Here is a 25,564-nt window from a genome sequence, read left to right on the forward strand (position 1 = left end):
CCCGGTCTTTTTTTGTGTGTAAATCAGGCTCTTGGTTTGTAGTTTCTCAGCGCGTTACGGCCAAGAACGACAGCAGAACCGATGATCCCGCCGAGGAGAACGGCAAGGATGAGGGTGATGGCCTTTTTAGGGCTGTCACGTCGGATAGGTAGGTTCGGCTTCATGACGTAACGGTAGACGTGAATAGTGTCTGGGTTAACGTTGAGGTTCTGAATATCCAGTAAGTTTTGTTTGGTCTGGTAGTAAGCGCCTGAAAAGACCAGCGGACGTGACGCTTCGTTATCAATCATTGACTTGAGCGCTACGGTACCCAGCAGGAACATGGTTTCCTGAGTGACATCCTGCGTTTGCTGGAGCTGTGGAGTACTAATCTTAGCTGCTTCCGCATTCTTGTAAGCTTCAGAGATCTGTTTGATACGCAGATCTTTCTGCTCCTGTGCTACTTTCTCCTGGTTCTGAAGGGAGTCGTTCAGGGTTGTGATCTGCTGCTTGAGGTTATCTCTGAGGTCAAGCGTCAGTTCTTTAGCCGTCTGCTCATCAACCTGCTGAATATACTGAGCTAATTGCTTTTGAGCTGCATCAGCGGATTCGCCCTGATAGCTTACGGTTAAAGGTAAACTTTGCCCTTTTACGGTAGGCTCAATAGTCAGTTTTTCCGGATCTTCCTGATTCTCCAGCGCCTGTGCTAATGCCGAGAAAGAGGAATTAAAACGACCAATAGCACGATTCTGAATATCCAGCATGGAAGGCGCTGCGCCACCATAGAGGATATTCAACGCATTGGAATAGGTGGCGATTTGTGCCGCATCAGGCTGGGCTATGATGGCAGAGGATGTCCATTTTTCTTTAGCTACAGTGATGTAAACAACGGCGAGAACAATGAAAGCAGCAACGAATGCCCCAATCACCCACTTTCCACGCCACAGCTGTAGCACTAAATCCAGTAAATCAATTTGCTCCGGGTCATTGTTGCGTGTGACCAGGTTGTTGTTGTTTTGCGTCATACTATCCCTAACAGATGAAAAAGGGCAAAAATAATCTTGTTTCCTTAGTGTATCTGTTGCTGGCGATTTTTCTATAAGAATCCGATGAGTTATATCGGAAAGATGGGTTATGTAAGTGAAGTGCGACGCGCTATCATAGACGGATTCTGATGTCCTGGGACATCAACAAGAACACTGTGAATGAGGGAAGCTATGAAATTTCTGGTTACGGGCGCGGCGGGCTTTATCGGTTCTCATGTCAGCAAGCGCCTGCTTGATGCAGGGCATGAAGTTGTTGGGATTGATAATCTGAATGATTACTATGACCCAAACCTCAAGCTCGCTCGCCTCGATCTGCTCAAATCCGAGAGTTTCACCTTCCACAAGCTGGACTTAGCGGACCGTGAGGGCATGGCCGCGCTCTTCGCTGAGGAGAAATTTGACCGCGTGATCCATCTTGCCGCCCAGGCGGGTGTGCGTTACTCTCTGGAAAACCCGCATGCCTATGCAGATGCGAACCTGGTAGGTCACCTGAACGTGCTGGAAGGCTGTCGCCACAACAAGGTTCAGCATCTTCTGTATGCATCATCCAGCTCTGTTTACGGCCTCAACCGTAAGATGCCGTTTTCTACTGACGACTCCGTAGACCATCCGGTTTCCCTGTATGCGGCAACCAAAAAAGCCAATGAGCTGATGTCGCATACCTATTCGCATCTGTACAATCTGCCGACCACTGGCCTGCGCTTCTTTACCGTCTATGGCCCATGGGGACGCCCGGACATGGCGCTGTTCAAATTCACCAAAGCCATGATTGAAGGCAACAGCATCGACGTCTACAACTACGGCAAGATGAAGCGCGACTTCACCTATATTGATGATATTGCGGAGGCGATTATTCGCCTACAGGACGTCATTCCTCAGGCCGATGCAGACTGGACAGTCGAAACCGGTTCGCCAGCAACCAGCTCTGCCCCGTATCGCGTGTATAACATCGGTAACAGTTCACCTGTCGAACTGATGGATTACATCACTGCGCTTGAAGAGGCGCTGGGCAAAGAAGCGGTGAAAAATATGATGCCGATCCAGCCGGGGGACGTGCTGGAGACCAGTGCGGACACCAAAGCGCTGTATGACGTTATTGGGTTTAAACCACAAACCTCAGTCAAAGAAGGCGTGAAAAACTTCGTCGACTGGTACCGCAACTTCTATAACGTTTAAAAACAAAAAACCCGGCAGATTGCCTAATGCTTGTCAGTTAAGCTTTTGAAGATTGCCGTAACGCGTAGCGTTGCGGCTTCTTTTTTACTGCTCGTGGGTAATGCCTCTTCCTGCGTCCCGGTAGCACAAAACTTTCCGCCATGGCCAGTATCTCATTTATTATCTTCGGGATTTTACCCGGTGAGACCGCTGGTAACAGACTTAGCTGGGCCGACAGATACAGACTCGCCTGCTTAAAATCTATCTGATATGGCTCTATCCCTTTCAGATTATACATCATTTGCGCCATCATAAATCGCAGCAGGTTATAGGCCAGCACCACGCCCCACAGTTCCTGCTCCACCAGTTCCGGTTTCCGGCTTCTCAGCACCTGTTCATTATTCAGAAGATGTTGCTTCATCTCCCTGAACCCGTGCTCTATTTCCCAACGATGCCCGTACAGCTCGGTAATGTCTGCTTTAGGGTATCTCAGCGGGTCATTCATTGACGTCAGGATACGCACCATCTTCCCGTTTACCTCTTTACTGACCAGCCTCGCCGTCAGTACTGGCGGTACGCCGTCCCATTTGCGTTTCGCCTTTGGAGATACATTCAGCTCCACGATGTCATCCCCTTTGCCCTGTTTCTGTATTACCTGATACTGCCGTCTTTTTTGAGCGGGATTAACCAGTGTTTCTCCACACCCAATGACTGCCAGTGGTGCATCAGTCCCAGAGCGTAAAAGCCTTTGTCCATGAGCGTCAGCGTATGTTCCGGCGTTCGCTCCGCGAGCCGTGCCGCAAGGTCAATTACGCTGGTCGCCGATACGCTGCCGAAAGCCGTTCCCGTCAGAAGGTGGCTGGTGACTTCCATCTGGCAGACCATGCGAACCTGGGGCCACTCAGAGCGGGAACTGGCATTCGCCGTGCGTCCGAAGGCGGCATCATTTTCTGGTGTATCTGGGGTTCGCCATAACGTTCCATCCACTGCCAGCAGCGTGAGTCCATTCAAGTGTGACAAGGGTGTTTTTTCAAACCAGAGCTGGCGCGTTTTTTCAAAGACCCGGCGAATAACATCAGCCCCCAGCCACTGACGAGCCTGAACAACGGCGCTGGGCACCACAAAGGGACGTTTACCGGGAAGAAGAATATCGAGGCGTGAGACTATCTGGTTCATGGACAGGGAACGAAACAATGCCATCCCGGTTACAGCCCAGACCATCATCTCCAGCGGAAGCCGACGTTTGCGGATAGTGACGATACCGGTATCAGTGAGACATTCATCAATAAGTTCAGGTGAGAGTAGTTCAGAAAGCGCAGAAAACGCCACCGGCGTAAAATTATGAACGGTGTTGAGAGCCTGACTTAGAAGCATAAAAAATCCGGAAACGTGTGAGTATGTCCGGATTTTTACACAAACAAGGGATCGGTCAACCGATCCTTAACTGAACGGCATTAGGCGCGATGACCGGTTTTTTTATGCTCAGAACGCTAACATCAGTCACTGCCAAACAGATCGCGGGTATAGACCTTATCAGCGACGTCTGCCAGCTCTTCCGCCATACGGTTCGAGATAATCACATCCGCTTCTTTCTTAAAAGCGTCGAGATCGCGAACCACGCGGGAGTGGAAAAATTCATCTTCCTGCATCGCTGGTTCATAGATAATGACCTGCACGCCTTTCGCCTTAATACGCTTCATGATCCCCTGAATAGATGAGGCGCGGAAGTTATCAGAGCCGCTCTTCATGATCAGACGATAGACGCCCACCACTTTCGGCTGACGCGCAAGGATAGAATCAGAGATGAAGTCTTTACGCGTGCGGTTGGCATCCACAATCGCGGAAATCAGGTTGTTTGGCACCGCCTGATAGTTTGCCAGCAGCTGCTTGGTATCTTTCGGCAGGCAGTAACCGCCGTAGCCAAACGACGGGTTGTTGTAATGATTGCCTATACGCGGGTCGAGGCACACGCCTTCGATGATCTGGCGGGTGTTCAGGCCCAGACTCTCTGCATAGCTGTCCAGCTCGTTGAAGTAGGCCACGCGCATTGCCAGATAGGTATTGGCGAAGAGCTTGATCGCCTCGGCTTCGGTAGAGTCAGTGAACAGTACCGGAATATCTTTCTTGATTGCGCCTTCCTGCAGCAGTGCGGCAAAACGTTCCGCACGCTCAGAGCGCTCACCGATCACGATACGGGATGGGTGCAGGTTATCGTATAACGCCCTGCCCTCGCGCAGAAACTCTGGCGAGAAGAAGACATTATCAATACGCAACTCTTCTTTAATCGATTTGGTGAAGCCTACCGGAATGGTCGATTTGATGATCATCACCGCTTTTGGGTTGATTGCGATAACATCTTTGATCACCGCTTCTACGGTTGAGGTGTTGAAGTAGTTGGTTTTTGGGTCGTAATCCGTTGGTGTGGCGATGATGACGAAATCTGCGTCGCGGTAGGCGTCTTCTTTGTCCGTCGTAGCACGGAAATTCAGCGGTTTATTAGCAAGGTATTCCTGGATTTCTTTATCAACAATCGGGGATTGCTTTTGATTAAGCATATCCACTTTGGACTGAACGATATCCAACGCCACCACTTCATGGTTTTGTGCGATCAGAATGCCGTTTGATAGGCCTACATAGCCTGTTCCGGAGATAGTTATTTTCATTCGTTCAACTTCTTCAAGTTTAGGTTTCAGGAGGCGTAAGCACACCACCGCAATAAACAACTGTTGAGGTTTTTACCTCTTATGTTGAGCGGCTGTCAAGGCGAATGCCTGGCTGCAGAAATGAGAAAACGCAGTGGTTTATAGGGTGTTTAAAGACACTCGCTGGACAAAGCAAGTCCAGATGGGCTTATCCGTTATAAAAAAAGCCCGGTGAACATCACCGGGCTTTGTTATCAGGCTGAGTTAAATCAGATTAATCCAGCCATTCGGTGTGGAACACACCTTCTTTATCGGTACGTTTATACGTATGCGCACCAAAGTAATCACGCTGCGCCTGGATCAGGTTCGCTGGCAGTACGGCAGCACGGTAGCTGTCATAGTACGCCACCGCAGCGGAGAAGGTCGGAACAGGGATACCGTTCTGCACAGCGTAAGCAACCACGTCACGCAGCGCCTGCTGGTATTCGTCCGCGATTTTCTTGAAGTACGGTGCCAGCAGCAGATTCGCGATACCGGCATTTTCAGCGTACGCATCAGTAATTTTCTGCAGGAACTGAGCGCGGATAATGCAACCAGCACGGAAGATCTTCGCGATTTCGCCGTAATTCAGATCCCAGTTGTTTTCGTCTGAAGCGGCACGCAGCTGAGAGAAACCTTGTGCATAAGAGACGATTTTACCCAGATACAGTGCACGACGAACTTTCTCAACGAATTCAGCTTTATCACCCGCTGGCTTGGCCTGAGGACCAGACAGTACTTTTGAAGCGGCAACACGCTGCTCTTTCAGAGAGGAAATGTAACGTGCAAACACAGATTCGGTGATCAGGGACAGAGGCTCGCCCAGATCCAGAGAGCTCTGGCTGGTCCATTTACCGGTCCCCTTGTTCGCTGCTTCATCCAGAATCACATCAACTAGGTATTTACCCTCTTCATCTTTTTTAGTGAAGATATCTTTGGTGATGTCGATCAGGTAGCTGTTCAGCTCGCCTTTATTCCACTCGGTGAAGGTCTCGGCGAGTTCTTCGTTAGAGAGGTTCAGGCCACCTTTCAGCAGGGAGTATGCTTCGGCAATCAACTGCATATCGCCGTATTCGATGCCGTTGTGAACCATTTTCACATAGTGGCCAGCACCGTCAGGACCGATATAGGTCACGCACGGCTCGCCGTCTTCTGCAACGGCTGCAATTTTGGTCAGGATAGGCGCGACCAGTTCGTACGCTTCTTTCTGGCCGCCAGGCATGATAGAAGGACCTTTCAGTGCACCTTCTTCACCACCGGAAACGCCGGTACCGATGAAGTTAAAGCCTTCCGCAGACAGTTCACGGTTACGACGAATGGTGTCGTGGAAGAAGGTGTTGCCGCCATCAATGATGATGTCGCCTTTATCCAGATACGGTTTCAGGGAATCGATAGCAGCATCGGTACCCGCGCCCGCTTTCACCATTAACAGGATACGACGAGGCGTTTCCAGAGACTCAACGAACTCTTTAACCGTATAGAAAGGAACCAGCTTCTTGCCTGGATTCTCAGCGATGACTTCTTCAGTCTTATCACGGGAGCGGTTGAAAACGGAGACGGTATAACCACGGCTTTCGATGTTGAGCGCCAGGTTGCGCCCCATCACTGCCATACCGACAACGCCGATCTGTTGCTTTGACATTACATACTCCTGTCTTGGGGATAATCACTGCGGTGCGATGCAGTTTGAATGTATATACGATGTTAACTCAAGCCTGTTACTTATGGATAGCCTTTGGTGCGCTAACGGCCGCGAGATAGGCAAACAGTGTATCGTTTAGTCAAAATAGACGGAATCGGCGAACGTCTTGCCTAAACTATCCTTGGATGACAGCAGGGGTAACTCACCATCAATAAGTGGCCACTTAATCCCAACAGAATCATCATTCCACAATAGGGAATGTTCAGACAAAGGGTTATAATAATCAGTGCACTTATAGACAAACTCAGCGCTTTCAGACAAGACGTAAAAACCGTGAGCAAATCCCTCAGGGATCCAAAGTTGACGTTTGTTTTCAGCGGAAAGCATAATACCTGTCCAGCGCCCAAACGTGGCTGATGATTTTCGCATATCAACAGCAACATCAAAGACTTCTCCGCTGACAACACGTACCAATTTTCCTTGTGGATTTTGAGTCTGGTAATGTAAACCTCTCAAAATATTCCTTGCAGATTTTGAGTGGTTATCCTGCACGAAGTTACGTTCGCATACCAATTCACAAAATTTCTTTTGTTGCCAGGTTTCCATAAAGAAACCCCGTTCATCACCAAAAGTGACCGGCTCGATAATTTTTACATCAGGAATTTCAGTATCAATGACATTCATTATTAACTCTTTATTTCCCCAAAACTTCTATTACCACACGTTCAACACCTTGTTTCCAGTCTGGAAGTGTCACATTAAACACACGCTGGAATTTCTGATTTGAGAGGCGCGAATTCAACGGACGAGTAGCAGGTGTAGGATACTCACTGGTAGAAATGCCGTTAACTTCCTGGATAAGAAGAGGCTCACCCTGAGCTTTAGCCGTTTCGAAAACAAAATTTGCATAATCAAACCAGGTCGTTTCCCCGCTTGCGACTAAATGGTATTTACCAACAACAGATTTATTATTCTGCTCTTCTCGAATTGCCAGTGCAGTACAATCAGCCAATAATTCAGCACTTGTCGGAGCGCCATGCTGGTCGTTGATAACGGACAACCTCTCTTTCTCACGAGCTAAACGCAGCATGGTTTTCGCAAAATTATTACCACGAGTGGCATAAACCCAGCTGGTGCGGAATATGAGATGTCGGGAATTAAGGCGCGTAATTTCCAACTCGCCTGCTAATTTAGTCTCACCATAGACATTTAACGGTGCTGGCGCCTCATCTTCCAGCCGATAATGATCGCCCTCACCATCAAACACATAATCTGTAGAGTAATGAATTAGGAGCGCACCTAATTTCGCTGACTCCTCAGCGAGAACCGCAACCCCTTTCTGATTGAGCAACTCAGACAGGTTACGTTCTTGTTCGGCTCTGTCCACAGCGGTATGCGCTGCCGCGTTAACGATAACGTCAGGTTTCACCAATCGTACGGTTTGTGCGATGCCAGGAAGGTCAGTCAAGTCACCACATAAATGCTTGTCGAAATAATCTACTGCGATGACTTCTCCAAGAGTGGAAAGAGAACGTTGTAATTCCCATCCAACCTGCCCGTTTTTTCCTACAAGTAAAATTTTCATTGGCATGCCGGTTTATTGTCCAATCAACATTTTCAAATATTGACCATAAGATGTTTTCTGAAGCAGATCGGCCTGAACAGCTATTTCGTCCGAACTGAGCCATTTATTACGGAATGCAATTTCTTCAAGGCATGCCACTTTCATACCCTGCCGTTTTTCAATGGTATGAATGAACTGAGAAGCTTCAATCAAGCTATCATGAGTACCTGTATCGAGCCAGGCAAATCCACGACCTAATAACTCCACCTCAAGCTCACCCCGGTCAAGATACATCTGATTTAGAGTTGTGATTTCAAGCTCACCGCGAGCAGAGGGCTTTATTTCCTTAACCATGTCGACAACATTATTGTCATAGAAATAGAGTCCAGTGACTGCCCAGTTTGATTTAGGCTTGAGGGGTTTTTCCTCAATAGATAATGCTTTGAAATGTTCATCGAACTCGACAACACCAAAGCGCTCCGGATCCTGAACCTGGTAACCAAACACAGTTGCCCCTGACGTTTTCTTTGCCGCCGCATTCAACTTCATACCGAAACTTTGACCAAAGAAAATATTATCACCCAACACTAATGCGCAAGGCTCGTCGCCAATAAACTTTTCACCGATAGTAAATGCCTGTGCCAGGCCATCTGGTGAGGGCTGCACGGCGTAGGTGAAATTAACACCAAACTGCGAGCCATCTTTCATTAAGCGCTGGAAAGCAGGCATATCTTCAGGTGTGGTGATAATGAGGATATCCCGAACACCGGCAAGCATGAGTACCGATACTGGGTAAAAAATCATAGGCTTGTCATATATAGGGAGCAGTTGCTTAGACACACCTTGTGTAATCGGGTACAGGCGTGTACCTGAACCGCCAGCTAAAACAATTCCTTTCATAACGCTATACCTCGATTATTTGTTCAGGCCAAGACGTTCACCAGCGTAAGAGCCATCAAGAACACGCTGCCACCAACCTTCATTATTAAGATACCATTGAATAGTTTTTTCGATCCCGCTTTCAAAGGTTTCTAGAGGCTCCCAGCCGAGATCATTTTTCATTTTAGTTGCATCAATGGCATAACGAAGATCATGTCCAGGACGATCGGCAACAAAAGTTATAAGCTCTGCAAAATTGACAATACCGTTTGGTTTTTTATCGATGAGTTTATCAAGAATTGCGCAAATAGTTTTTACAACATCAATATTTTTACGTTCATTATGACCACCAATACAATATGTTTCACCGATCTTGCCCTCTGTAGCCACTTTGTACAGTGCGCGGGCGTGATCATCAACATACAGCCAATCGCGGATCTGCTCGCCGTTCCCATAGACCGGGAGCGGTTTTCCCGACAAAGCATTAAGAATAATGAGCGGAATTAACTTCTCTGGAAAATGGTAGGGGCCATAGTTGTTAGAACAGTTGGTAATCACCGTTGGTAAACCATAGGTACGATTCCAGGCGCGAACTAAATGATCGCTACCCGCCTTAGAGGCCGAGTAAGGGCTACTTGGCGCATAAGGTGTTTCTTCAGTGAATAATCCGTCAGCATCGTGAAGATCGCCAAAAACTTCATCAGTAGAGATGTGATGGAAGCGGTAAACCTTCTTCCTATCATCATCAAGTGATGCGTAATACTGACGCGATGCTTCAAGAAGAATGAATGTACCTATTACGTTAGTCTGGATGAAGGCCGCGGGTCCGTCGATAGAACGGTCAACATGACTTTCAGCAGCCAAATGCATCACGATATCAGGCTGGAAGGAATTGAAAATATCCGCAACAGCTTTCGCATTAGTAATATCAGTTAGAGAGAATGAGTATCGCGAATTTTTTTCAACTGGTGCCAGAGACTCAACATTACCTGCATAGGTTAAACAATCAACCACGCATACTGAATCCTGAGTATTATTTATAATATGCCGAACCACGGCTGAACCAATAAAACCAGCACCACCAGTGACAAGAATTTTCATAGTTTTCACTTTCTGTTAGTTATTCAGAGGAGCTCTATACTCAACTGACTCATACAATTCTTTATAAGCTTTTAAAGGATCACTTTTTTTTGAGTATATTATCTATATGCATTGCAAGCATCTCTTCCGTACGGACAAAGTCACATTTTTCTACGAATGTTTTCAATGCATTTTTAGACATTTGAGCAACCAATTCGGGATCCCTATTTAACTTTTCTAGAGCGCGCGTCCATTCAATTAAAGAATTATCTTTAATATAAATACCGCACTTCTCTTTCTCAATATCGACATACCAGTAAGGGTTGTATGTAGCAATAACTGGCACGCCTAAAGCGATAGCCTCAATCAATGAAGACAATCCGACACAATAATTGATCTTATCTGTTTTAATAGGGATAATCATACTCTTTGATGCACTTACTTTCTCAAGCAAGTCTGTATATGCCCAGCGACCTTTATTTATCCTAATGTCGCCATTTACATTTGCATAGCTTTCAGGCAAATTTAAATCGCTGGTATAGATATCAATTGTAACGTCGCTATTTTTTACCGATGACATTACAGACGGCAGATCCCTATTTTCACGCCCTGTCGAAATTATATTCTCGTTATGTAATCCATTAATAAAAGGTGCATAGAAAGTTGCATCCCCTCCCCATGGTATAAAGTGACATTGATGAGAATGAAGTCCCCTTGAGGCCTTGATTTCATCGCGTGACTTTTCCGAAAGAAAGAAAATCGCATCAATTTTTCTTACATAACACTTTAAAAATGGCAGAAGCAATGAATGTATTACTTTCTTTAATCGAGACACTGGAGGGGCGAAAACATCGAGATGCATCCAACCCGCAAACTTTGTTTTAAATAAAAAAAAACGTGCCAGAATATAAAAAAGCATCGTTTTTCTTTTAATAAAAGGCATAAAGAACAAATCTGGTTTGAACTTCCAAAATGAAATAAGATCATTAAGTAAATTCCCCCGACCGACCATTACCTCAAAGCCCATCTTTTCTAATTTGGATACGCCGTACACGAACTGCGCAGGGATCTCATTTTTTTTATAACGGCTAAAAGCAGCGCCGTTATCATTAACAAAAACAAAGGCTTTCATTAAAACTCCGTATTAGAGGCCATATCCAATGTGCTTAATTCAGTAAGCGCCTTTTCTCAACAGAACCACATTGACGGTTTTGAAGAGAATGACGATATCATTCCACAAAGACCAGTTTTTGACATACCAGGAGTCAAAATAAACACGCGTGGTGTAGTCAACATCGTTACGTCCACTCACCTGCCACAGGCCAGTCATGCCTGGCTTTACCATCAGATAATATTCAACGTCATCGGCATAGCGTTCCAGCTCTTCGTGGATGACCGGACGCGGGCCGACCAGGCTCATCTCACCTTTAAGTACGTTAAATAACTGAGGTAACTCATCAAGACTCGTTTTACGAATGAAGTGACCAATGGCAGTAATACGCGGATCGTTTTTCAACTTAAAATCTTTTTCCCATTCAGCACGAGCTTCAGGATCTTTCTCAAGTAATTCTGCAAGGATCTCTTTTGAATTGATATTCATAGAGCGAAACTTATAACAGTCAAATTTCTCACCACGGCGCCCAATTCTCGTATGAGCATAGATAGCCGGCCCACCATCACGGGAAACTTTATACCACAGGTAAACCAGCAGTGGCGATGAAACAAGAAGAATGCCTAAGGTGCAGACGATATCGAAGGTACGCTTAATAAAGCGCGAGGTCAGTTTAGACAGATTATTGTGAACCTGAAGAAGTAATACTTCGTGGCTAAATATAAATGACATACTAGTGCCGTATAAAGGAAATCCTCTCAGAGAAGGAATAATTATAACGTTACGGCACTTATGTTTCGCAAGGAATCGTAACCAGTTTTCAAATTTATCCTTTTCGTCAAAATCGCACGCGACTACGAACTGAGTTGAAAACGAATTATAATGAGTAAGCAATGTCTCTTCATCTTTAACGATCGGACACTCTTCCATAATATCGGCTGTCGCATCAAAATCACAAAACGCATCAATTTTGAAACCAGACACCTCATGGCTTTGTAAAGCATAATAGGCTTCACGCGCATTTCGTCCGGTACCTAAAATAACGGTGCGCTTTTTCCAGTAGCCAAATTTGTTAAGAATGATTTTTGTAAATTCACGCGATAACGGAACCATAATGATGGCATATAGCCAACAGTAGGCCCAAATATAGCGAGAAAAGTGCCATTTAGAAAATGCTACTAATGCAAGATCGAAGATCGAAAAGATGACAATAGTACGCAGTGTTTCTTTAAGTTCAGACCAGAAGGGTTTCTTTTGTGCATAATGACGTAAGCGGACGCCAAACCAAAAAACACACATTACTGTCAGAATAAAGTGTGACAACACCCTCACATCAATTTGTAGAATTGGCATAAAGGTATTCAGGTCGCCAATAAAAAACATAACGGTTAAAAAGGAAAGCCCCAAAGAAACATTAAGCCAAAATAAATCCGATGCAATTAAGGCCCCACGGCAAATAAATTCTTTCTTTTGATCTTTAAATACGCTGATTTTCATTGTTTAAATCCTGACATAAATCGGCTGATTTATGCCGTGGTCATTATTTTTCCGGATGAGTATAACTGTTCTGTACTCGCGCAGCCTGAGTATTGATCAGCGACTCAGAGTATTGAGCCCAGGCACTATCGACATACTGACTAATCTCGTCACGGAAACGCTGCTCTGAAAATGTTAAAGCATGTTCGCGACAGTCTTCTGGCTTAATTTCATCGGCGTATTTTTCAAAGGTATTCACTGCTTCGCATATGGCGTCTGCGGTTTGTTCAAAGAAGAACAGCCCAGTCGGTTTATCGCTACCAAGGGGTTTAACCGTTTCGAGGCACCCGCCTTTACCGAAAGTAATGACCGGCGTACCGCTTGCTTGTGCTTCTACAGGCGAGATACCAAAATCCTCTTCTGCAGCAAATACGTAAGCTTTAGCACGCTTCATATAGTCGACCATTGCAGCGTCATCCTGATAGCCGAGTAGCGTGATATTATCCATCGCCAGCTGTTTGATCTTATCCATCTCAGAACCATCACCGATAACCACTAACTTTTTATCAGGCATTTTGGCAAACGCACTAACAATAAGATCAACACGCTTATAAGGCACCATGCGACAAGCAGCCAGATAGAAATCCTCTTTTTTGTCACTGAATTCGAACTTATCCGTATTCACCGGCGGATAGATGACGTCTGCTTGTCTGCCATAAACCTTGTTAATGCGGCGCGCAATAAACCGTGAGTTACCAATAAAATGATTAACGCCCGCAGCGGTACGGTAATCCCAAATACGAATCTTATGCAGGAGATACTTAGCAAGCCACCCTTTCAGACCTTTGTTCAGGCCGGATTCCCGCAGATACTGGTGCTGGAAATCCCACGCGTAACGGATAGGAGAATGGACATACGACACATGAATTTGGTCAGGGCCAGTGATCACCCCTTTGGAAACAGCATGACTACTTGAAATAACTACGTCATAAGCAGACATATCAAGCTGTTCGATAGCCAACGGCATCAACGGCAGATAAGACTGGAATTTTTTTGCTGCAAATGGCAAACGCTGAATAAATGTTGTAGTGACTTTTTTATTATTAAGAAAATGTTTTTCTTTTGTCTTTAAGAAATCACATACAGCGAAAATATCCGCATCGGGATAACAACGTAAAATTTGCTCAACCACTTTTTCAGAACCCGCATAGGAACTGAACCACTCATGAACGATTGCTACTTTCATTGCGCTTCTCATCAATTAGCTTAAACATTTTTTCAGTGCGTGACTGGTAAGTATATTCTCGGGCAAGCTCCTGACATTTCTCCACAGAAATCCGATCGCCAGAGGTAATATCTTCCAGAGCTGAAATAAACTCAACGGGGGTGTGGGCAACGCGAAAATAGTCTTTAAAGTCACACAAGGACGCTAAATCGACACTCACCACTGCCTTCCCTGCCGCCAGATACTCAAAGAACTTCATAGGGAACATTGAAGCAGTATATTCATTCAAATTATTAGGCAGCAAAGTTGCGGCAAAGCCCTTCAGGTAACCAGGCAACTGCTGGTACGCCCTTGGCCCAATTAAATGAATATTTTTGTGACGGGTAAGTTGAGTCGCATCAGTGTTCGGATCTCCCTCGCCAACATCGCCAATCATCACTAGCGACCACTCAGGATGAGCTTCTGCAATCGCTTCCAGGAGAGAGAAATTCACCTTATAGCCGCTTATAGCGCCAATAAAGCCAATTCTTGGCTCCGGGATCGCGTTCAGGTCGGCAGGAACGGGCAGTTGATCATCCAACGCTTTTGAAAAGTGATTATAGTCAGCTACGTTAGAGAAGTAATAGACCTCATCGCTCCAATGCTTTCTTGACTTCAGAAGCGTCAGAGAAGTGACAAAGGTAATGTCTGCGCGACGTACAAGCTCTTCCTCTGCATCCTGAAGGATCTCTACCGGCATTCCAGGCTGAGCTTTAATTTCGTCGACACAATGATAAACAACATAACCGAAATCACCCGGCTCCAGAAAACGCGTGGTCAACGGGTTATAGGTCCATAGCGTTTCGTCTTTGAATTTTAAACGCCAGCACCAGAATTGGAGCGCGCTGCTCAAAATCAGTTTATTAAGCTTACGCACAATAGCGTAGTTATTAAATGGGATGGAAATTGGTGACCATACCCAGACATTGTCGCGCACTTTTCGAGGTGCTTTAATCGCTTTAAGAACCCGGCGGAAGATACGCGAAAGGTCTTTCTTATTTACACTAGGTCGGCGCAGTCCCAGAGACTCTATGTAAAGAACACGGTGTCCACGGTTTGCCAGCTCTAAGGCAACATGCTGTTTATTTGTCCAGAATGGGTTGTCCCAGTCTGCCGTGGATAAGACGACGATGTCTTTTATATCTTTATTTTTGTTCATAAAAATACGCTATCTCAGTCCCTTTTTTTGGAAAATCCCTTTAATACCATTTCGGTACAATGGGAATAACATTGCCCATAACAGACTAAACATCACAAATATTGCGCCATTAATCAAGAGTCGGAAAATAACATTATCAGGTTGAATAATGTAATGCCCAAGAGTCAAGATAATAGATGTATAAAGAATTAACCCCAAAGAAATTTTAATTAACACAGGAAAAAGATCTTTTGCAATTCTTAAGTAACACGCGCTAAGGATAAACATCATTAAACTGTATATCGAATTCCCTAGCCCTAACCCAAATGCACCCCACATTTTATACGTCGCCAGGTTGACAACCGCATTACTCAGCAATGCAACCATCATCACAACCAATACTTTCTTATTATTGAGATGTGCGCTCAATGCCTTAATGAATATATAACCTATCACCTGAGCCCAAAGGCCTATGCACATTCCTTGAATAATATCAGTTGTTACCGTTACGGAGTGCTGATCAAATGCACCACGCATAAACAGTAGAATAACGATGTCTTTTGCATAGAAAAAAATGAAAAAAGACATGTTTATAACAAGCAGTGCCAGCCAATTATAAATAAACCTTATCTTATCTCGAACAACTTCTGGATTCTGCGATGACCATTCAGATAATCCAGCAAATGCTATTGGCACAGACAAAATAAAAACAACAGTGTCAGTAATAAACCGGGCATAATCGAGTCCGGACACTACATCAATACTGATTAATGATGCTAGTGCCCTTTCCAGAGTAATATTACCTTGCAATATTAGAGGTAGTATAAGCAAGGGCCGAAGCGTTATCCAAAAACTCTTCATTACCAATTTGACTTCGGCCGCATCAAAACGACCAGGGAGGGCTAGAATAGTGCCCTTTCTTGCACGGATAAGCGCCCAGATACTAAAAATTATATAGCTACCTGTAAAACCCCATGCAAGTAATAGATAATTATTATAATAATATGCAGCAACCACTCCCAACAGCATGCCGACATTCTGAATGGAGGCCCGCATAGATATGGGTTTATAATCTCCATGTGCCATCGACAAATAATTTATCAACGCTGAAAAAAGATAGAAAGGACAACAAATTGCCATTATCTTAAGTAACTCAGTCGACATCTCACGCGCATTCCCGCCAATTCCGGGAGCCATGATACCGATCCAATAGTCTGATAAAAAATACAGAACAATGAATATAAATACAGATATCAGAGCGAAAAAAATAAACATACAGAGCTTGAAAGTCGATGCACGAAATTCATTCTCGGTGAGATATTTTTTATATAATGGGATGAATGCTGAATTAAGGCTGTCACTGGTCATAAAGTTTATTGGTACTAGGGTTCCCGTTTGCGCAATACGGTAAGCCCCGTTGATATCTCCTGTACCAAAAAATTTTGCCATCAAAACTTCCCTGACCAAACCAAGGACCTTCGAAAGCATATTGCCGCCAAGCAGCTGGCTAATGGCTTTTTTCATTGTGATTTGTTACTCATCATTCTATCGAGCAATGTTTGATATTTATTAGCCATTGTACTTAAGCTATAATCGTTAGTAACAAAAGAGCTCCTTTTTTCAAGCCCCTCTTGAATTTTACAATCTATTTCATTTACATTAGTTGAAAAAATCAAGTTATTTAAAGCACCAGGATTATCAATCGTGGTTTTAAAATTATTACCAACGACAATAGGTAAGCCTGAAGTCAACGCCTCAAGCATATTCAAGGTTAGACCGACTTCAATACGATCGCTTAAGAATAAAAGACAATCTGAAGCCGAAAGGTACTCGCTTATTTGCACTCTTGTTTTATTACCTACTAATAAAACCGAATCAGCTATACCCAGAGAGTGTACATACTCTTGTATTTGTTTTCGATGAGGCCCATCACCAACAATTATTAGAAACGAGTGTTTGTTTAAGTTTCTATATTCATTAAATAGTTTAATAGCACTTAGAACGCCCTTTTGCTTATGTAAACGTGAAACTGAAAGGAAAACCTTTATGTTGGTTTCGATATCATGCTCACTTCTTTTCAAAAGACGTCGATTTTCGTCATATCCAAATAGGGCATTATCAACACCATTATTGATGCACACACATTTATTTTTTTCAAAAAAATGTGACAAAATACCTGATGTTAGCTGCTTATATACATGACCTCCAACAGCTACAATTTTGTCGAATCGGTTATAACTCAGGATATCTTTTACAATCCAGGAGAAGTTTCTGACACTACCTATTATTGATTTAATATTTTTCGATCTAAACTTCGATACTATTTCGCCTAACGAAGTTCCGTGAGCCTGGAAAATAAATTTAACATTTGGAAACTCTTTTTTGAGCTTAACAATCTCGTAAGCTCCAGAGCTCACACTAATTACCGAATCAATATTTTTCTCAAGAATTATTTTTCGTGCTTCTAAAGAACTTCGACTCCACCAATAACGACTATATTTACCTGAGGGACTGCCAGCGACATAGCTAACAGCGAAGTTTTCATTCTGTTGTTTTTTTTCTGGTTCAATATCAGTTGTTAGAACAGTAACGTCGTTATTTGAATTTTTGGCCAACTCTGATACTAAATCTAATGTAATAAGCTCCATACCACCAAGTGTATGAATGGGTAACGAGCGGCAAACAATAAGAATATTATGTTTCATGCGCAGCCTATTATAAAAGTTTTTGATATATATTTTCTAATTTTGTTGTTTGTTGAGATAAGTTAAACTTTTGATTAACAAATTCACGCGCATTAGTCCCCATAATAAATCTTATATTTTCATTATTAGATAAGTATGAGATACGATCTGCAAGCTGCTTGTCATCTCGCTCTTTAACTAAAAATCCAGTTTGCTCATCTATAATCGCCTCTGGTATCCCACCATGCTGAGTACCGATGACAGGAACACCGGTCACTGCCGCTTCAAGAAGAACCATACCCAACCCTTCAGCATCACCGGTTTTCGCTGTAATGCTCGGTAAAACCAACATGCTAGCTTTACGCATCCATGCCATAACATCGACGTGGGGCAACGCGCCTGTAAAAGTAACGGTTTGATCCAGACCAAGGGATGTGACCTGAGCCTTCAGCCCATCCAATAACGGCCCTTCTCCTATAATCACAAGCTTAACATCAGGATTTAATAACTTTACCTGCTTGACTGCATTGATTAATACGGCTGTCCCTTTTTTCTCTACCAGCCTTGCAACATGAAGGATAATGCCTTGATCGTCCTCTTTTGCACGCGGCTGATATTTATTCACATCAATACCAATATAGTGCTGAATGATTTTGCTTTCCGGGAAACCGTGTTGCAGAGCCTGGCGGGCAATGAAATCTGAAACACAAATAAACTTATCACCCTGACTTTTTACTTTATGTTGATGAAGAAGATAATTAATCCAGGCGGGTGACCGTGACGCCAGTAAATCCTTATTACTGACCGTCACATCAAATCCATGAAGTGTTGTCACCAAAGGAATACCTTTCTTCTGCGCCAGCTTTAAAGCATAAAGTCCATCGATCGCAAAGTGTGCATGAATGAGGTCTAAGGGCTGTGATTTTAAAACAGACTGATAAGGCAGCTGCGACGTGGTGATCGCATTCACCATTTCTGCGAGTTTACCGTAAACATTTCCATGTTCATTCAATACACATGCGACTGAGCCTTCTGGTTTCGTCCCGATAAGGCGTCTGCCGATATAGCATTTATCAAAACACTGTAATGCTTCAGCCTGCTGCTGAATAAAAACTTCCGAACCCTTAAAAAGCTGGTTTCTGAAAATACCGACCGTCTTCATTCCTGTACCCTATTATGCCGATTAATTGGTAAATTTGCTGCCAGGCAAAGCCCAAGCATTACGGCTAACACGATCATCTGGTGTTGCTCACCTATTAAGCCAAAGTTTTCGCCAAATCCGTGAGCAAAAAGCCAGGAAAGCACCATCAGGAAGGAAAAGCCGATGTTTTTTTGTTCATTATTTGTACTTCGTATTGCTCTCAAAGCAACCCCAATGCTGCAAAGGATAAAACCTAGCCCCAGCATTGAAGCAATAATTCCTGACTTAGACCAAAGATAAATAAGCGTGTTGTGTGGCGGAAGGAAATAATCAGTGTGCTTACTGTAATCGGCTTCCCAACCACCGTAGCCCTGCCCCATCAGTGGATTATTTAAAAATGCGTCAAACGCATAGTTCCATATCTCGTAACGTGTTTCAGCCGTATCCGTGGATTCTTTTAAAAAAACGCTTTGTTCGGTAATGCTGAAAACAACGCTTATAGCGATTAATACTATGGCAAACGAGGCGCCTACTGAACTCAAAATGACGCGTGTCGAACGCTGAAGTTTCAGATAGAAAATAAATGCCGGGATAAGTATCGCGAAAAGGACGCCCGCTTTGGAGCCGGTAAAAAATACGGTTGCCCAGAGCAGAATAGCCATCATAAGCGTGATTTTTGATTTCAACGCCTTGTAAATGCCCCAAGCCATAAAGGATGAGATTCCTGCATAACAGGCAGCAGCATTGGCATTAACGAACAAAACCCCACCCGCTTTAACCGGATCGTAGAAGTTATTCCTGGCTCCATCTAATAAGCTCTGAAGCGTATTCATTCCCATCGTATATTTACTTATAGGGGACAACACTACCGCCAATTCGAGTGACTCATTAAATCTAAAGGTGATGACCGTAATCGCCTGCAAGCAAACAAAAAACAACATAACGTTGATAGTTTTATACAATGCAACTCGATCTTTCACCGCTAAAACGTAGACGGCGTTTGAGATGACGATAAATTCACACAAATAGGCAATATCACGAATACCCATCGATTTCTCAACCGACCACGCAAGGCTCAGGGTGCTGATGAGTATCAGGCCAAGAAGCATAATATTCGTTGCTTTTGCTAAGAACCGGTTTGCATTAATAATAAATTCAGGCAGGAGCAATGCCGGAAGCAGAAATGCCATTGGAACATCGGCTCCACCTAATTGCACCAGATAGAGCTGCGGAATGCTACATACCAGCACCATTAACAACCTGATGCGTAGGTGCAGAGCGAGGAAAACAAAAAAGAAAATTAAACCTACGATTGCCGCTAATAAGACTTCTAACATTAATATTTTCCCACGCGATTAGGCAACTTAGAAATTAGCTTTTTATCAGCCCTAACAGCTCATCTCGTTTCGCTTCCATTAAACCCAGATCGGCATCTGCTTCCACATTTAGACGCAGCAGCGGTTCGGTATTGGAGGTGCGAATGTTAAAGCGCCAGCCCGGGAAAGACATGCTCAGTCCATCCGTGTAGTCAATATCCACAGCCAGGGAGGAGTAGCGGTTTTCAATCTCATCAATTAACGCAGAAGCATGGACCACTTTGCGATTAATTTCACCAGATACAGGGAAGCGTGCGATACGTGATTCCACCAGCGAGCCAAGAGAGCGTCCGGATGTTATTACCAGTTCAGCAACCAGCAACCATGGAATCATGCCGCTGTCACAATAAGCAAACTCACGGAAATAATGGTGAGCGCTCATTTCACCGCCGTATACCGCATTCTCTTTGCGCATACGCTCTTTAATAAAAGCATGACCGGTTTTAGACATCACAGGGATCCCGCCCGCGCGCTCGACAATATCAACCGTATTCCAGGTCAGTCGCGGGTCGTGGATGATTTTCGCGCCACGCTCTTTATTCAGGAAGGCTTCTGCTAAGAGTCCAACGATATAGTAACCTTCGATAAAATTGGCTTTCTCGTCAAACAGGAAGCAGCGATCAAAATCTCCGTCAAACGCGATACCCATATCCGCTTCAGCTGTAACAACCGCATTGGCGGTATCCTGGCGTGCTTCTGGCAGAAGTGGATTTGGAATACCGTGCGGGAAAGTACCATCCGGATCGTTATGAACTTTTATAAAATCGACAGGAATGCCGGCCGTTTTGAAACGCTTTTCAATTTCATCAATAACGTGCCCCGCGGTACCATTACCGGAGTTGATGACTAACTTAATCGGTTTAATGCGGAAATTGTCGAGATTGATATAGCCCAGTAAATGATCAACATACTCATTAAGAACGTTAATCTTTTTATAGCTTCCCATACGCTGAGATGGGGCGAAATCATTTATTTCCGCGAGGAGCTGGATCTCTTTCAAACCCGTGTCACCGCTGATCGGCCGGGCACCGCTGCGAACCAGCTTCATCCCGTTATAGTCAATCGGATTATGGCTGGCCGTTACTTCTATACCGCCATCAACGCCCAGATGGAAGGTGGCGAAGTAAATCTCTTCTGTGCCAGAAAGTCCAATATCAAGCACATCACAGCCGCCCGCCATCAAGCCTTCCGCGAGAGCCAGCTTCAGAGACTCACTTGTCAGACGAACGTCGCCGCCGACAACAACCTGTTTTGGTTCCAGACATTGCGCATAAGCGCGACCAATACGCCAGGCAATATCCTCATTAAGCTCTTCACCTAATTTCCCCCGAATATCATAGGCCTTAAAACAACTTAATTTTTTATTGTTATTTTCCATTATGAAATCCTTAGTACGTCATCTTCACCCAAATAACTACCAAACTGAATTTCCAGAATTTCCAGATTTATTTTTCCTGGATTCGAGAGCTTATGTTTTTTTCCCACAGGGATTGTCGTTGATTCATTTTCAGTGAGATAAATTTCGTTCCCTTCGACACCAATTAGCGCCGTTCCGGTCAGCACAACCCAGTGCTCAATACGATGATGATGCAGCTGAAGCGAGAGCTCACCACCAGGAATAATGGTTACACGGTTAACCCGGTAACGCGTATCCCGAACAAGCGTTTCGACATGGCCCCAGGGCATATAACGCGTGGTATGTTCGCGACATTCAGCACGTGAATGGGCTTTTAGATGCTCAACAACAACTTTCACATCCTGGACATTATCCTTATGGGAAACCAGCAGCGCATCTTTGGTATTAACAATAATAAGGTCGTCCAACCCTAACGCTGCGGTTAATTTCCCTTCGCTGCGGATATAACAATCGCGGGTCTGATGGGTGAAAACATCGCCAATCAGCGCGTTGCCATTAGCATCATGCGACGAGGTTTCCCATAGCGCTGACCACGAGCCCACGTCGTTCCACCCTGCATCCATCGCCGTCACAATGCCCAGGTCTGTATGTTCCATCACCGCATAGTCGATGGAATCAGACGGACAACAGGTGAATGTCTCTTTATCGAGTTTGATAAAATCGAGATCGCTGACGGGCTGCTGCATGGCATTTTTGCATGCATCAAGGATCGACGGACAAAATTTCGCAACTTCGTTCAGATAGGAAGAGGCCCGGAACATAAACATACCGCTGTTCCAGAGATACTCTTTACTTTCGAGGTAAGAGATAGCGGTCGCCTGATCCGGTTTTTCAACAAAGCGCTTGATTTTCCAGGCGGTAGACTGATCGGCATGTTGTTCTTCACCACGCTGAATGTAGCCGTAGCCAGTTTCTGGCTGCGTAGGCACGATACCGAAGGTAACCAATTTGCCTTGTTCTGCAAAAGGAATGGCGTTGGTAATGACGGAATGGAATGTGGCTGTGTCGGCAATCAAGTGATCGGCAGCCAGAATGAGCATGACAGGATCTTCACCAGTTTCCAGTGCATGGAGGGCAGCCAGAGTAATAGCCGGTGCCGTATTGCGCCCAACAGGTTCAAGAATGATATTCCCGGCGAGCTTATGCATTTGTCTCAACTGCTCGGCCACCAGAAAACGGTGATCTTCATTGCAGATAACAATCGGATCGGTCACATCCAGACCGTCGAGGCGTGAAATCGTATTTTGCAGCATCGATCCGCCCTGATGGAATGAAAGGAATTGCTTAGGCTGCAACTCGCGAGACATCGGCCATAGTCGACTCCCTGTTCCTCCTGCGATCACCACTGGAAGTAACATCCTGCTTCTCCTGCTTTGCTCAATACTAGATTGTGTGTAAAAAAGGCACGCTACCGCCCCTGGCTTAACAGCTACCAGTGCACTGAGCGAATGTTGAATAAAGGATTTTGAGGTCTGATTACAGACAAAAAACTGGCGTTAATTGTCGTCCTAAATGGACTCGGAAACAAGCACAAATCGTTACAAATCAGTCCAGATTTGAAGCAGGTAACTCTCTGTTATCACAGGAATTAATAACAAAAAGCGGCAGCCATCATTTTGTTTATGTAACAACATAACAAAATGATGGCTGCCGCGCATAAAGTCTTTCAGACTGCGGAAGGACTATCAGTCGTTAGCCAGCAACTTCTCAATCCGGCTTCTGAACTTCGCCCCTTCCTTCAGGTTACGCAGGCCATAGTTCACAAACGCCTGCATATACCCCATTTTCTTACCGCAGTCATAGCTGTCACCGGTCATCAGCATGGCATCAACGGATTGCTTTTTCCCCAGCTCGGCAATCGCATCGGTCAGCTGGATACGGTCCCAGGCACCCGGCTCGGTTTTTTCCAGCTCAGCCCAGATATCCGCATTCAGCACATAACGACCAACTGCCATCAGGTCGGAGTCCAGGGTCTGCGGCTGATCGGGTTTTTCGATAAACTCAACGATACGGCTCACCTGCCCTTCCGACTCCAGCGGCTCTTTAGTCTGAATAACAGAGTACTCAGAGAGATCACCCTTCATACGTTTCGCCAGCACCTGGCTGCGACCCGTTTCGTTGAAGCGTGCCACCATTGCCGCCAGGTTGTAACGCAGCGGATCGGCAGAGGCGGTATCAATGATGATATCGGGCAATACCACGATAAACGGGTTATCGCCTACGACCGGACGCGCGCACAAAATAGAATGGCCCAAACCCAGCGGCTGCGCCTGACGCACGTTCATGATGGTCACGCCAGGAGGGCAGATAGACTGAACTTCCGCCAGAAGCTGACGCTTAACGCGCTGCTCGAGCAGCGCTTCGAGTTCATAAGAGGTGTCGAAGTGGTTCTCTACCGCATTCTTCGAAGAGTGCGTCACCAGAACGATTTCTTTGATCCCTGCAGCAACAATCTCGTCGACGATGTACTGAATCATCGGCTTGTCAACGATCGGCAGCATCTCTTTGGGAATTGCCTTCGTGGCTGGCAACATATGCATGCCCAGACCCGCTACCGGTATGACTGCTTTCAAATTAATCATTATTTCTTCCACCTTAAAATGGTTGACGAATTATAGCTTTTAAACCTGTTTTCGCCAGCATGTTTTGCCGTAAATATGAAGTAATCCTAGGTCACCCCACCACAAATTACAGTAGTTGTAATCTGAATAGATCGCGATTTCGTTCCAGGAATTGTCGCAAAATAGTCTGGATGATTACCTGTGCGGCAGCGCAAAATTCAACCGTTCCGTATTCACCACGTGTTGATCAACGCGATCAATATCCACCGAGCTCTGCCCCTTTTCATTAACCGCTTTTATGTTCGCAAGCGACAGCAACGTCTCGTTTTTAGCCATAAACTTCCCGCGCACGTCTTTGCGCAAATCGAAGTTCATCTTCAGGGCCGGTCCCGTTGTTGACTCCTGCATCACGTTGATATTACGTAAGAAAAGGTGTTGGGGTTTGTTATGCAGCTCAAGCGTTGCCCGCTGCATCTCCACGTTGGTGATGGCAACAAACGACGTGGCATTGCCGGAGGAAATCTGTATCCCGCGCAGCTTATAGGCAAGCTGTCGGTTATCCAGGCGAATATCGTTAAGTTTGAAGTTCTGCGGTATCGACAGATAATCGCCCTTGATCACGCCATAGCCAATTAGCATTCCGGCGCTGTTGACCATATCGACATTATCAATAACGAAATTATCACAGCCATAAATAGCTACCGTCGCGTTATCAATTCCGGCCTTTTTACTGAAGTCGGGAGTAATATTGCTGGCCTTGATATTACGGATTACAAAGTGTTTACCGTTTTCAACATGCACCAGCTGCCGACAGTTGCTGCCGGTGATATTTGCCACCACGAAGTTTTTAACGGTCTGCTGTTCCGGATAATCATTGTCGTACGTACTGCCGGCCAACCCGATGCCTATGCCCCAGTTGATCTTGCCGTTGGTGCAGTTGATGTTATCGATCACGTGGTCCGAGATCAGGATGTTGCGGTCGTTAATCGCCACGTTCCACTCAATCGCGTCACCCTGCAAGTGGCTGAATTTACTATTGGTAATGCGCGCACCGTCCACCTGATTGTGGAACCCCTGACGCAGGATCGCGTAGTTGGCTTGCGTCACGGTAATGTTATCGATGAGCAGGTTGCGCATCACTCGCCGCTTTTTACCGCCGATGTAGATCTGGGTGACGGGGCCGAAGCCGCTCATCGCCAGCCCTTTAATGACACAGTCGGAGCCACGCACGTCCAGCGTGATGTTATGCGTGCGCCCTTCTCCTTCCCCAATGACCTTGCAGCCTTCCTGGAGTACAAATCGTCCGCGGCCGTTGCCCTTCAGCGCACCGCGGATCAGCAGGGTTTTGCCATCAGGAATGAAAATGCCGG

At 45.2% G+C, this 25,564-nt stretch carries 20 protein-coding genes and 1 pseudogene; 1 reads left to right on the top strand and 20 read right to left on the bottom strand.

The genetic code is table 11. The features are described from left to right. Positions 1 to 23: 23 nt before the first annotated feature. On the bottom strand, positions 24 to 1,004 hold the full coding sequence (gene wzzB, locus ACOTX2_RS01740; RefSeq protein ID WP_063147739.1) for an LPS O-antigen chain length determinant protein WzzB: 981 nt from the start codon (positions 1,002 to 1,004) through the stop codon (positions 24 to 26). Positions 1,005 to 1,196: 192 nt separating this feature from the next. Here wzzB and ACOTX2_RS01745 point away from each other — a divergent pair, with 192 nt between their 5' ends. Then, entirely contained in the window at positions 1,197 to 2,201 is a 1,005-nt protein-coding gene (locus ACOTX2_RS01745; protein WP_023300532.1) for an NAD-dependent epimerase, read from the top strand. 37 nt (positions 2,202 to 2,238) lie between these two features. Here ACOTX2_RS01745 and ACOTX2_RS01750 read toward each other — a convergent pair. From ACOTX2_RS01750 to wcaM, 19 genes and pseudogenes are all read right to left on the bottom strand, one after another. Then, a pseudogene (locus ACOTX2_RS01750) lies at positions 2,239 to 3,554 on the bottom strand (IS4 family transposase). Positions 3,555 to 3,676: 122 nt separating this feature from the next. Then, entirely contained in the window at positions 3,677 to 4,843 is a 1,167-nt protein-coding gene (ugd, locus tag ACOTX2_RS01755) for a UDP-glucose 6-dehydrogenase (protein ID WP_032609644.1), read from the bottom strand. 253 nt (positions 4,844 to 5,096) lie between these two features. Beyond that, positions 5,097 to 6,503 carry an NADP-dependent phosphogluconate dehydrogenase gene (gndA, locus tag ACOTX2_RS01760; RefSeq protein WP_023294999.1) on the bottom strand — a complete coding sequence of 469 codons (1,407 nt, stop codon included), beginning with the start codon at positions 6,501 to 6,503 and terminating at the stop codon, positions 5,097 to 5,099. A 135-nt stretch (positions 6,504 to 6,638) separates the two neighbouring features. After that, positions 6,639 to 7,187 carry a dTDP-4-dehydrorhamnose 3,5-epimerase gene (gene rfbC, locus ACOTX2_RS01765; RefSeq protein ID WP_063147738.1) on the bottom strand — a complete coding sequence of 183 codons (549 nt, stop codon included), beginning with the start codon at positions 7,185 to 7,187 and terminating at the stop codon, positions 6,639 to 6,641. A 10-nt stretch (positions 7,188 to 7,197) separates the two neighbouring features. Continuing rightward, positions 7,198 to 8,088, bottom strand: a complete 891-nt coding sequence (gene rfbD, locus ACOTX2_RS01770) for a dTDP-4-dehydrorhamnose reductase (protein ID WP_038416359.1) — start codon at positions 8,086 to 8,088, stop codon at positions 7,198 to 7,200. Positions 8,089 to 8,100: 12 nt separating this feature from the next. Beyond that, positions 8,101 to 8,967, bottom strand: a complete 867-nt coding sequence (gene rfbA, locus ACOTX2_RS01775) for a glucose-1-phosphate thymidylyltransferase RfbA (protein WP_100148664.1) — start codon at positions 8,965 to 8,967, stop codon at positions 8,101 to 8,103. Between the two features lie 15 nt (positions 8,968 to 8,982). Continuing rightward, positions 8,983 to 10,047, bottom strand: coding sequence for a dTDP-glucose 4,6-dehydratase (gene rfbB, locus ACOTX2_RS01780; protein ID WP_038416360.1), 1,065 nt, complete (start codon positions 10,045 to 10,047; stop codon positions 8,983 to 8,985). Positions 10,048 to 10,126: 79 nt separating this feature from the next. Further along, positions 10,127 to 11,158, bottom strand: coding sequence for a glycosyltransferase (locus tag ACOTX2_RS01785; protein WP_063147734.1), 1,032 nt, complete (start codon positions 11,156 to 11,158; stop codon positions 10,127 to 10,129). A 39-nt stretch (positions 11,159 to 11,197) separates the two neighbouring features. Next, positions 11,198 to 12,634: an undecaprenyl-phosphate galactose phosphotransferase WbaP gene (wbaP, locus tag ACOTX2_RS01790; protein ID WP_038416362.1), complete on the bottom strand. Its 1,437-nt coding sequence runs from the start codon at positions 12,632 to 12,634 to the stop codon at positions 11,198 to 11,200. Positions 12,635 to 12,677: 43 nt separating this feature from the next. After that, positions 12,678 to 13,859, bottom strand: coding sequence for a glycosyltransferase family 4 protein (locus ACOTX2_RS01795; RefSeq protein ID WP_421625870.1), 1,182 nt, complete (start codon positions 13,857 to 13,859; stop codon positions 12,678 to 12,680). Continuing rightward, positions 13,837 to 15,036, bottom strand: a complete 1,200-nt coding sequence (locus tag ACOTX2_RS01800; protein ID WP_421625871.1) for a glycosyltransferase — start codon at positions 15,034 to 15,036, stop codon at positions 13,837 to 13,839. The genes ACOTX2_RS01795 and ACOTX2_RS01800 overlap by 23 nt, the downstream gene beginning before the upstream one ends. A 9-nt stretch (positions 15,037 to 15,045) precedes the next feature. After that, entirely contained in the window at positions 15,046 to 16,539 is a 1,494-nt protein-coding gene (gene murJ, locus ACOTX2_RS01805; protein WP_080460803.1) for a murein biosynthesis integral membrane protein MurJ, read from the bottom strand. After that, on the bottom strand, positions 16,536 to 17,720 hold the full coding sequence (locus ACOTX2_RS01810; RefSeq protein WP_038416365.1) for a glycosyltransferase family 4 protein: 1,185 nt from the start codon (positions 17,718 to 17,720) through the stop codon (positions 16,536 to 16,538). Before ACOTX2_RS01810 ends, murJ begins: the two co-directional genes overlap by 4 nt. Before the next feature lie 10 nt (positions 17,721 to 17,730). Then, complete coding sequence (locus ACOTX2_RS01815) at positions 17,731 to 18,861, bottom strand: glycosyltransferase (protein WP_023295010.1); 1,131 nt, start codon at positions 18,859 to 18,861, stop codon at positions 17,731 to 17,733. Then, entirely contained in the window at positions 18,858 to 20,177 is a 1,320-nt protein-coding gene (locus ACOTX2_RS01820; RefSeq protein ID WP_032609654.1) for an O-antigen ligase family protein, read from the bottom strand. The genes ACOTX2_RS01815 and ACOTX2_RS01820 overlap by 4 nt, the downstream gene beginning before the upstream one ends. Positions 20,178 to 20,211: 34 nt before the next feature. Beyond that, positions 20,212 to 21,594: a phosphomannomutase/phosphoglucomutase gene (locus ACOTX2_RS01825; protein WP_032609656.1), complete on the bottom strand. Its 1,383-nt coding sequence runs from the start codon at positions 21,592 to 21,594 to the stop codon at positions 20,212 to 20,214. After that, entirely contained in the window at positions 21,594 to 22,991 is a 1,398-nt protein-coding gene (locus ACOTX2_RS01830; protein ID WP_032103498.1) for a mannose-1-phosphate guanylyltransferase/mannose-6-phosphate isomerase, read from the bottom strand. The genes ACOTX2_RS01825 and ACOTX2_RS01830 overlap by 1 nt, the downstream gene beginning before the upstream one ends. Positions 22,992 to 23,318: 327 nt before the next feature. Continuing rightward, positions 23,319 to 24,215: a GalU regulator GalF gene (gene galF / locus ACOTX2_RS01835; protein ID WP_038416367.1), complete on the bottom strand. Its 897-nt coding sequence runs from the start codon at positions 24,213 to 24,215 to the stop codon at positions 23,319 to 23,321. A 174-nt stretch (positions 24,216 to 24,389) separates the two neighbouring features. Next, positions 24,390 to 25,564: colanic acid biosynthesis protein WcaM (wcaM, locus tag ACOTX2_RS01840; protein WP_421625872.1), on the bottom strand; the 1,175-nt coding region annotated here is incomplete at its 5' end.

The sequence above is a fragment of the Enterobacter cloacae complex sp. IR5412 genome (assembly GCF_049237385.1).
Classification (GTDB): domain Bacteria; phylum Pseudomonadota; class Gammaproteobacteria; order Enterobacterales; family Enterobacteriaceae; genus Enterobacter; species Enterobacter intestinihominis.

Bases quoted from the DNA above. Each gene is read 5' to 3' on its own strand.
- rfbB (WP_038416360.1), bottom strand. From the start codon at position 10,047: ATGAAAATTCTTGTCACTGGTGGTGCTGGTTTTATTGGTTCAGCCGTG.
- ACOTX2_RS01785 (WP_063147734.1), bottom strand. From the start codon at position 11,158: ATGAAAGCCTTTGTTTTTGTTAATGATAACGGCGCTGCTTTTAGCCGT.
- ACOTX2_RS01815 (WP_023295010.1), bottom strand. From the start codon at position 18,861: ATGAAGACGGTCGGTATTTTCAGAAACCAGCTTTTTAAGGGTTCGGAA.
- ACOTX2_RS01800 (WP_421625871.1), bottom strand. From the start codon at position 15,036: ATGAACAAAAATAAAGATATAAAAGACATCGTCGTCTTATCCACGGCA.
- galF (WP_038416367.1), bottom strand. From the start codon at position 24,215: ATGATTAATTTGAAAGCAGTCATACCGGTAGCGGGTCTGGGCATGCAT.
- ACOTX2_RS01745 (WP_023300532.1), top strand. From the start codon at position 1,197: ATGAAATTTCTGGTTACGGGCGCGGCGGGCTTTATCGGTTCTCATGTC.
- wzzB (WP_063147739.1), bottom strand. From the start codon at position 1,004: ATGACGCAAAACAACAACAACCTGGTCACACGCAACAATGACCCGGAG.
- wbaP (WP_038416362.1), bottom strand. From the start codon at position 12,634: ATGAAAATCAGCGTATTTAAAGATCAAAAGAAAGAATTTATTTGCCGT.
- rfbD (WP_038416359.1), bottom strand. From the start codon at position 8,088: ATGAAAATTTTACTTGTAGGAAAAAACGGGCAGGTTGGATGGGAATTA.
- ugd (WP_032609644.1), bottom strand. From the start codon at position 4,843: ATGAAAATAACTATCTCCGGAACAGGCTATGTAGGCCTATCAAACGGC.
- ACOTX2_RS01825 (WP_032609656.1), bottom strand. From the start codon at position 21,594: ATGGAAAATAACAATAAAAAATTAAGTTGTTTTAAGGCCTATGATATT.
- rfbC (WP_063147738.1), bottom strand. From the start codon at position 7,187: ATGAATGTCATTGATACTGAAATTCCTGATGTAAAAATTATCGAGCCG.
- gndA (WP_023294999.1), bottom strand. From the start codon at position 6,503: ATGTCAAAGCAACAGATCGGCGTTGTCGGTATGGCAGTGATGGGGCGC.
- ACOTX2_RS01795 (WP_421625870.1), bottom strand. From the start codon at position 13,859: ATGAAAGTAGCAATCGTTCATGAGTGGTTCAGTTCCTATGCGGGTTCT.
- ACOTX2_RS01830 (WP_032103498.1), bottom strand. From the start codon at position 22,991: ATGTTACTTCCAGTGGTGATCGCAGGAGGAACAGGGAGTCGACTATGG.
- ACOTX2_RS01810 (WP_038416365.1), bottom strand. From the start codon at position 17,720: ATGAAACATAATATTCTTATTGTTTGCCGCTCGTTACCCATTCATACA.
- rfbA (WP_100148664.1), bottom strand. From the start codon at position 8,967: ATGAAAGGAATTGTTTTAGCTGGCGGTTCAGGTACACGCCTGTACCCG.
- murJ (WP_080460803.1), bottom strand. From the start codon at position 16,539: ATGAAAAAAGCCATTAGCCAGCTGCTTGGCGGCAATATGCTTTCGAAG.
- ACOTX2_RS01820 (WP_032609654.1), bottom strand. From the start codon at position 20,177: ATGTTAGAAGTCTTATTAGCGGCAATCGTAGGTTTAATTTTCTTTTTT.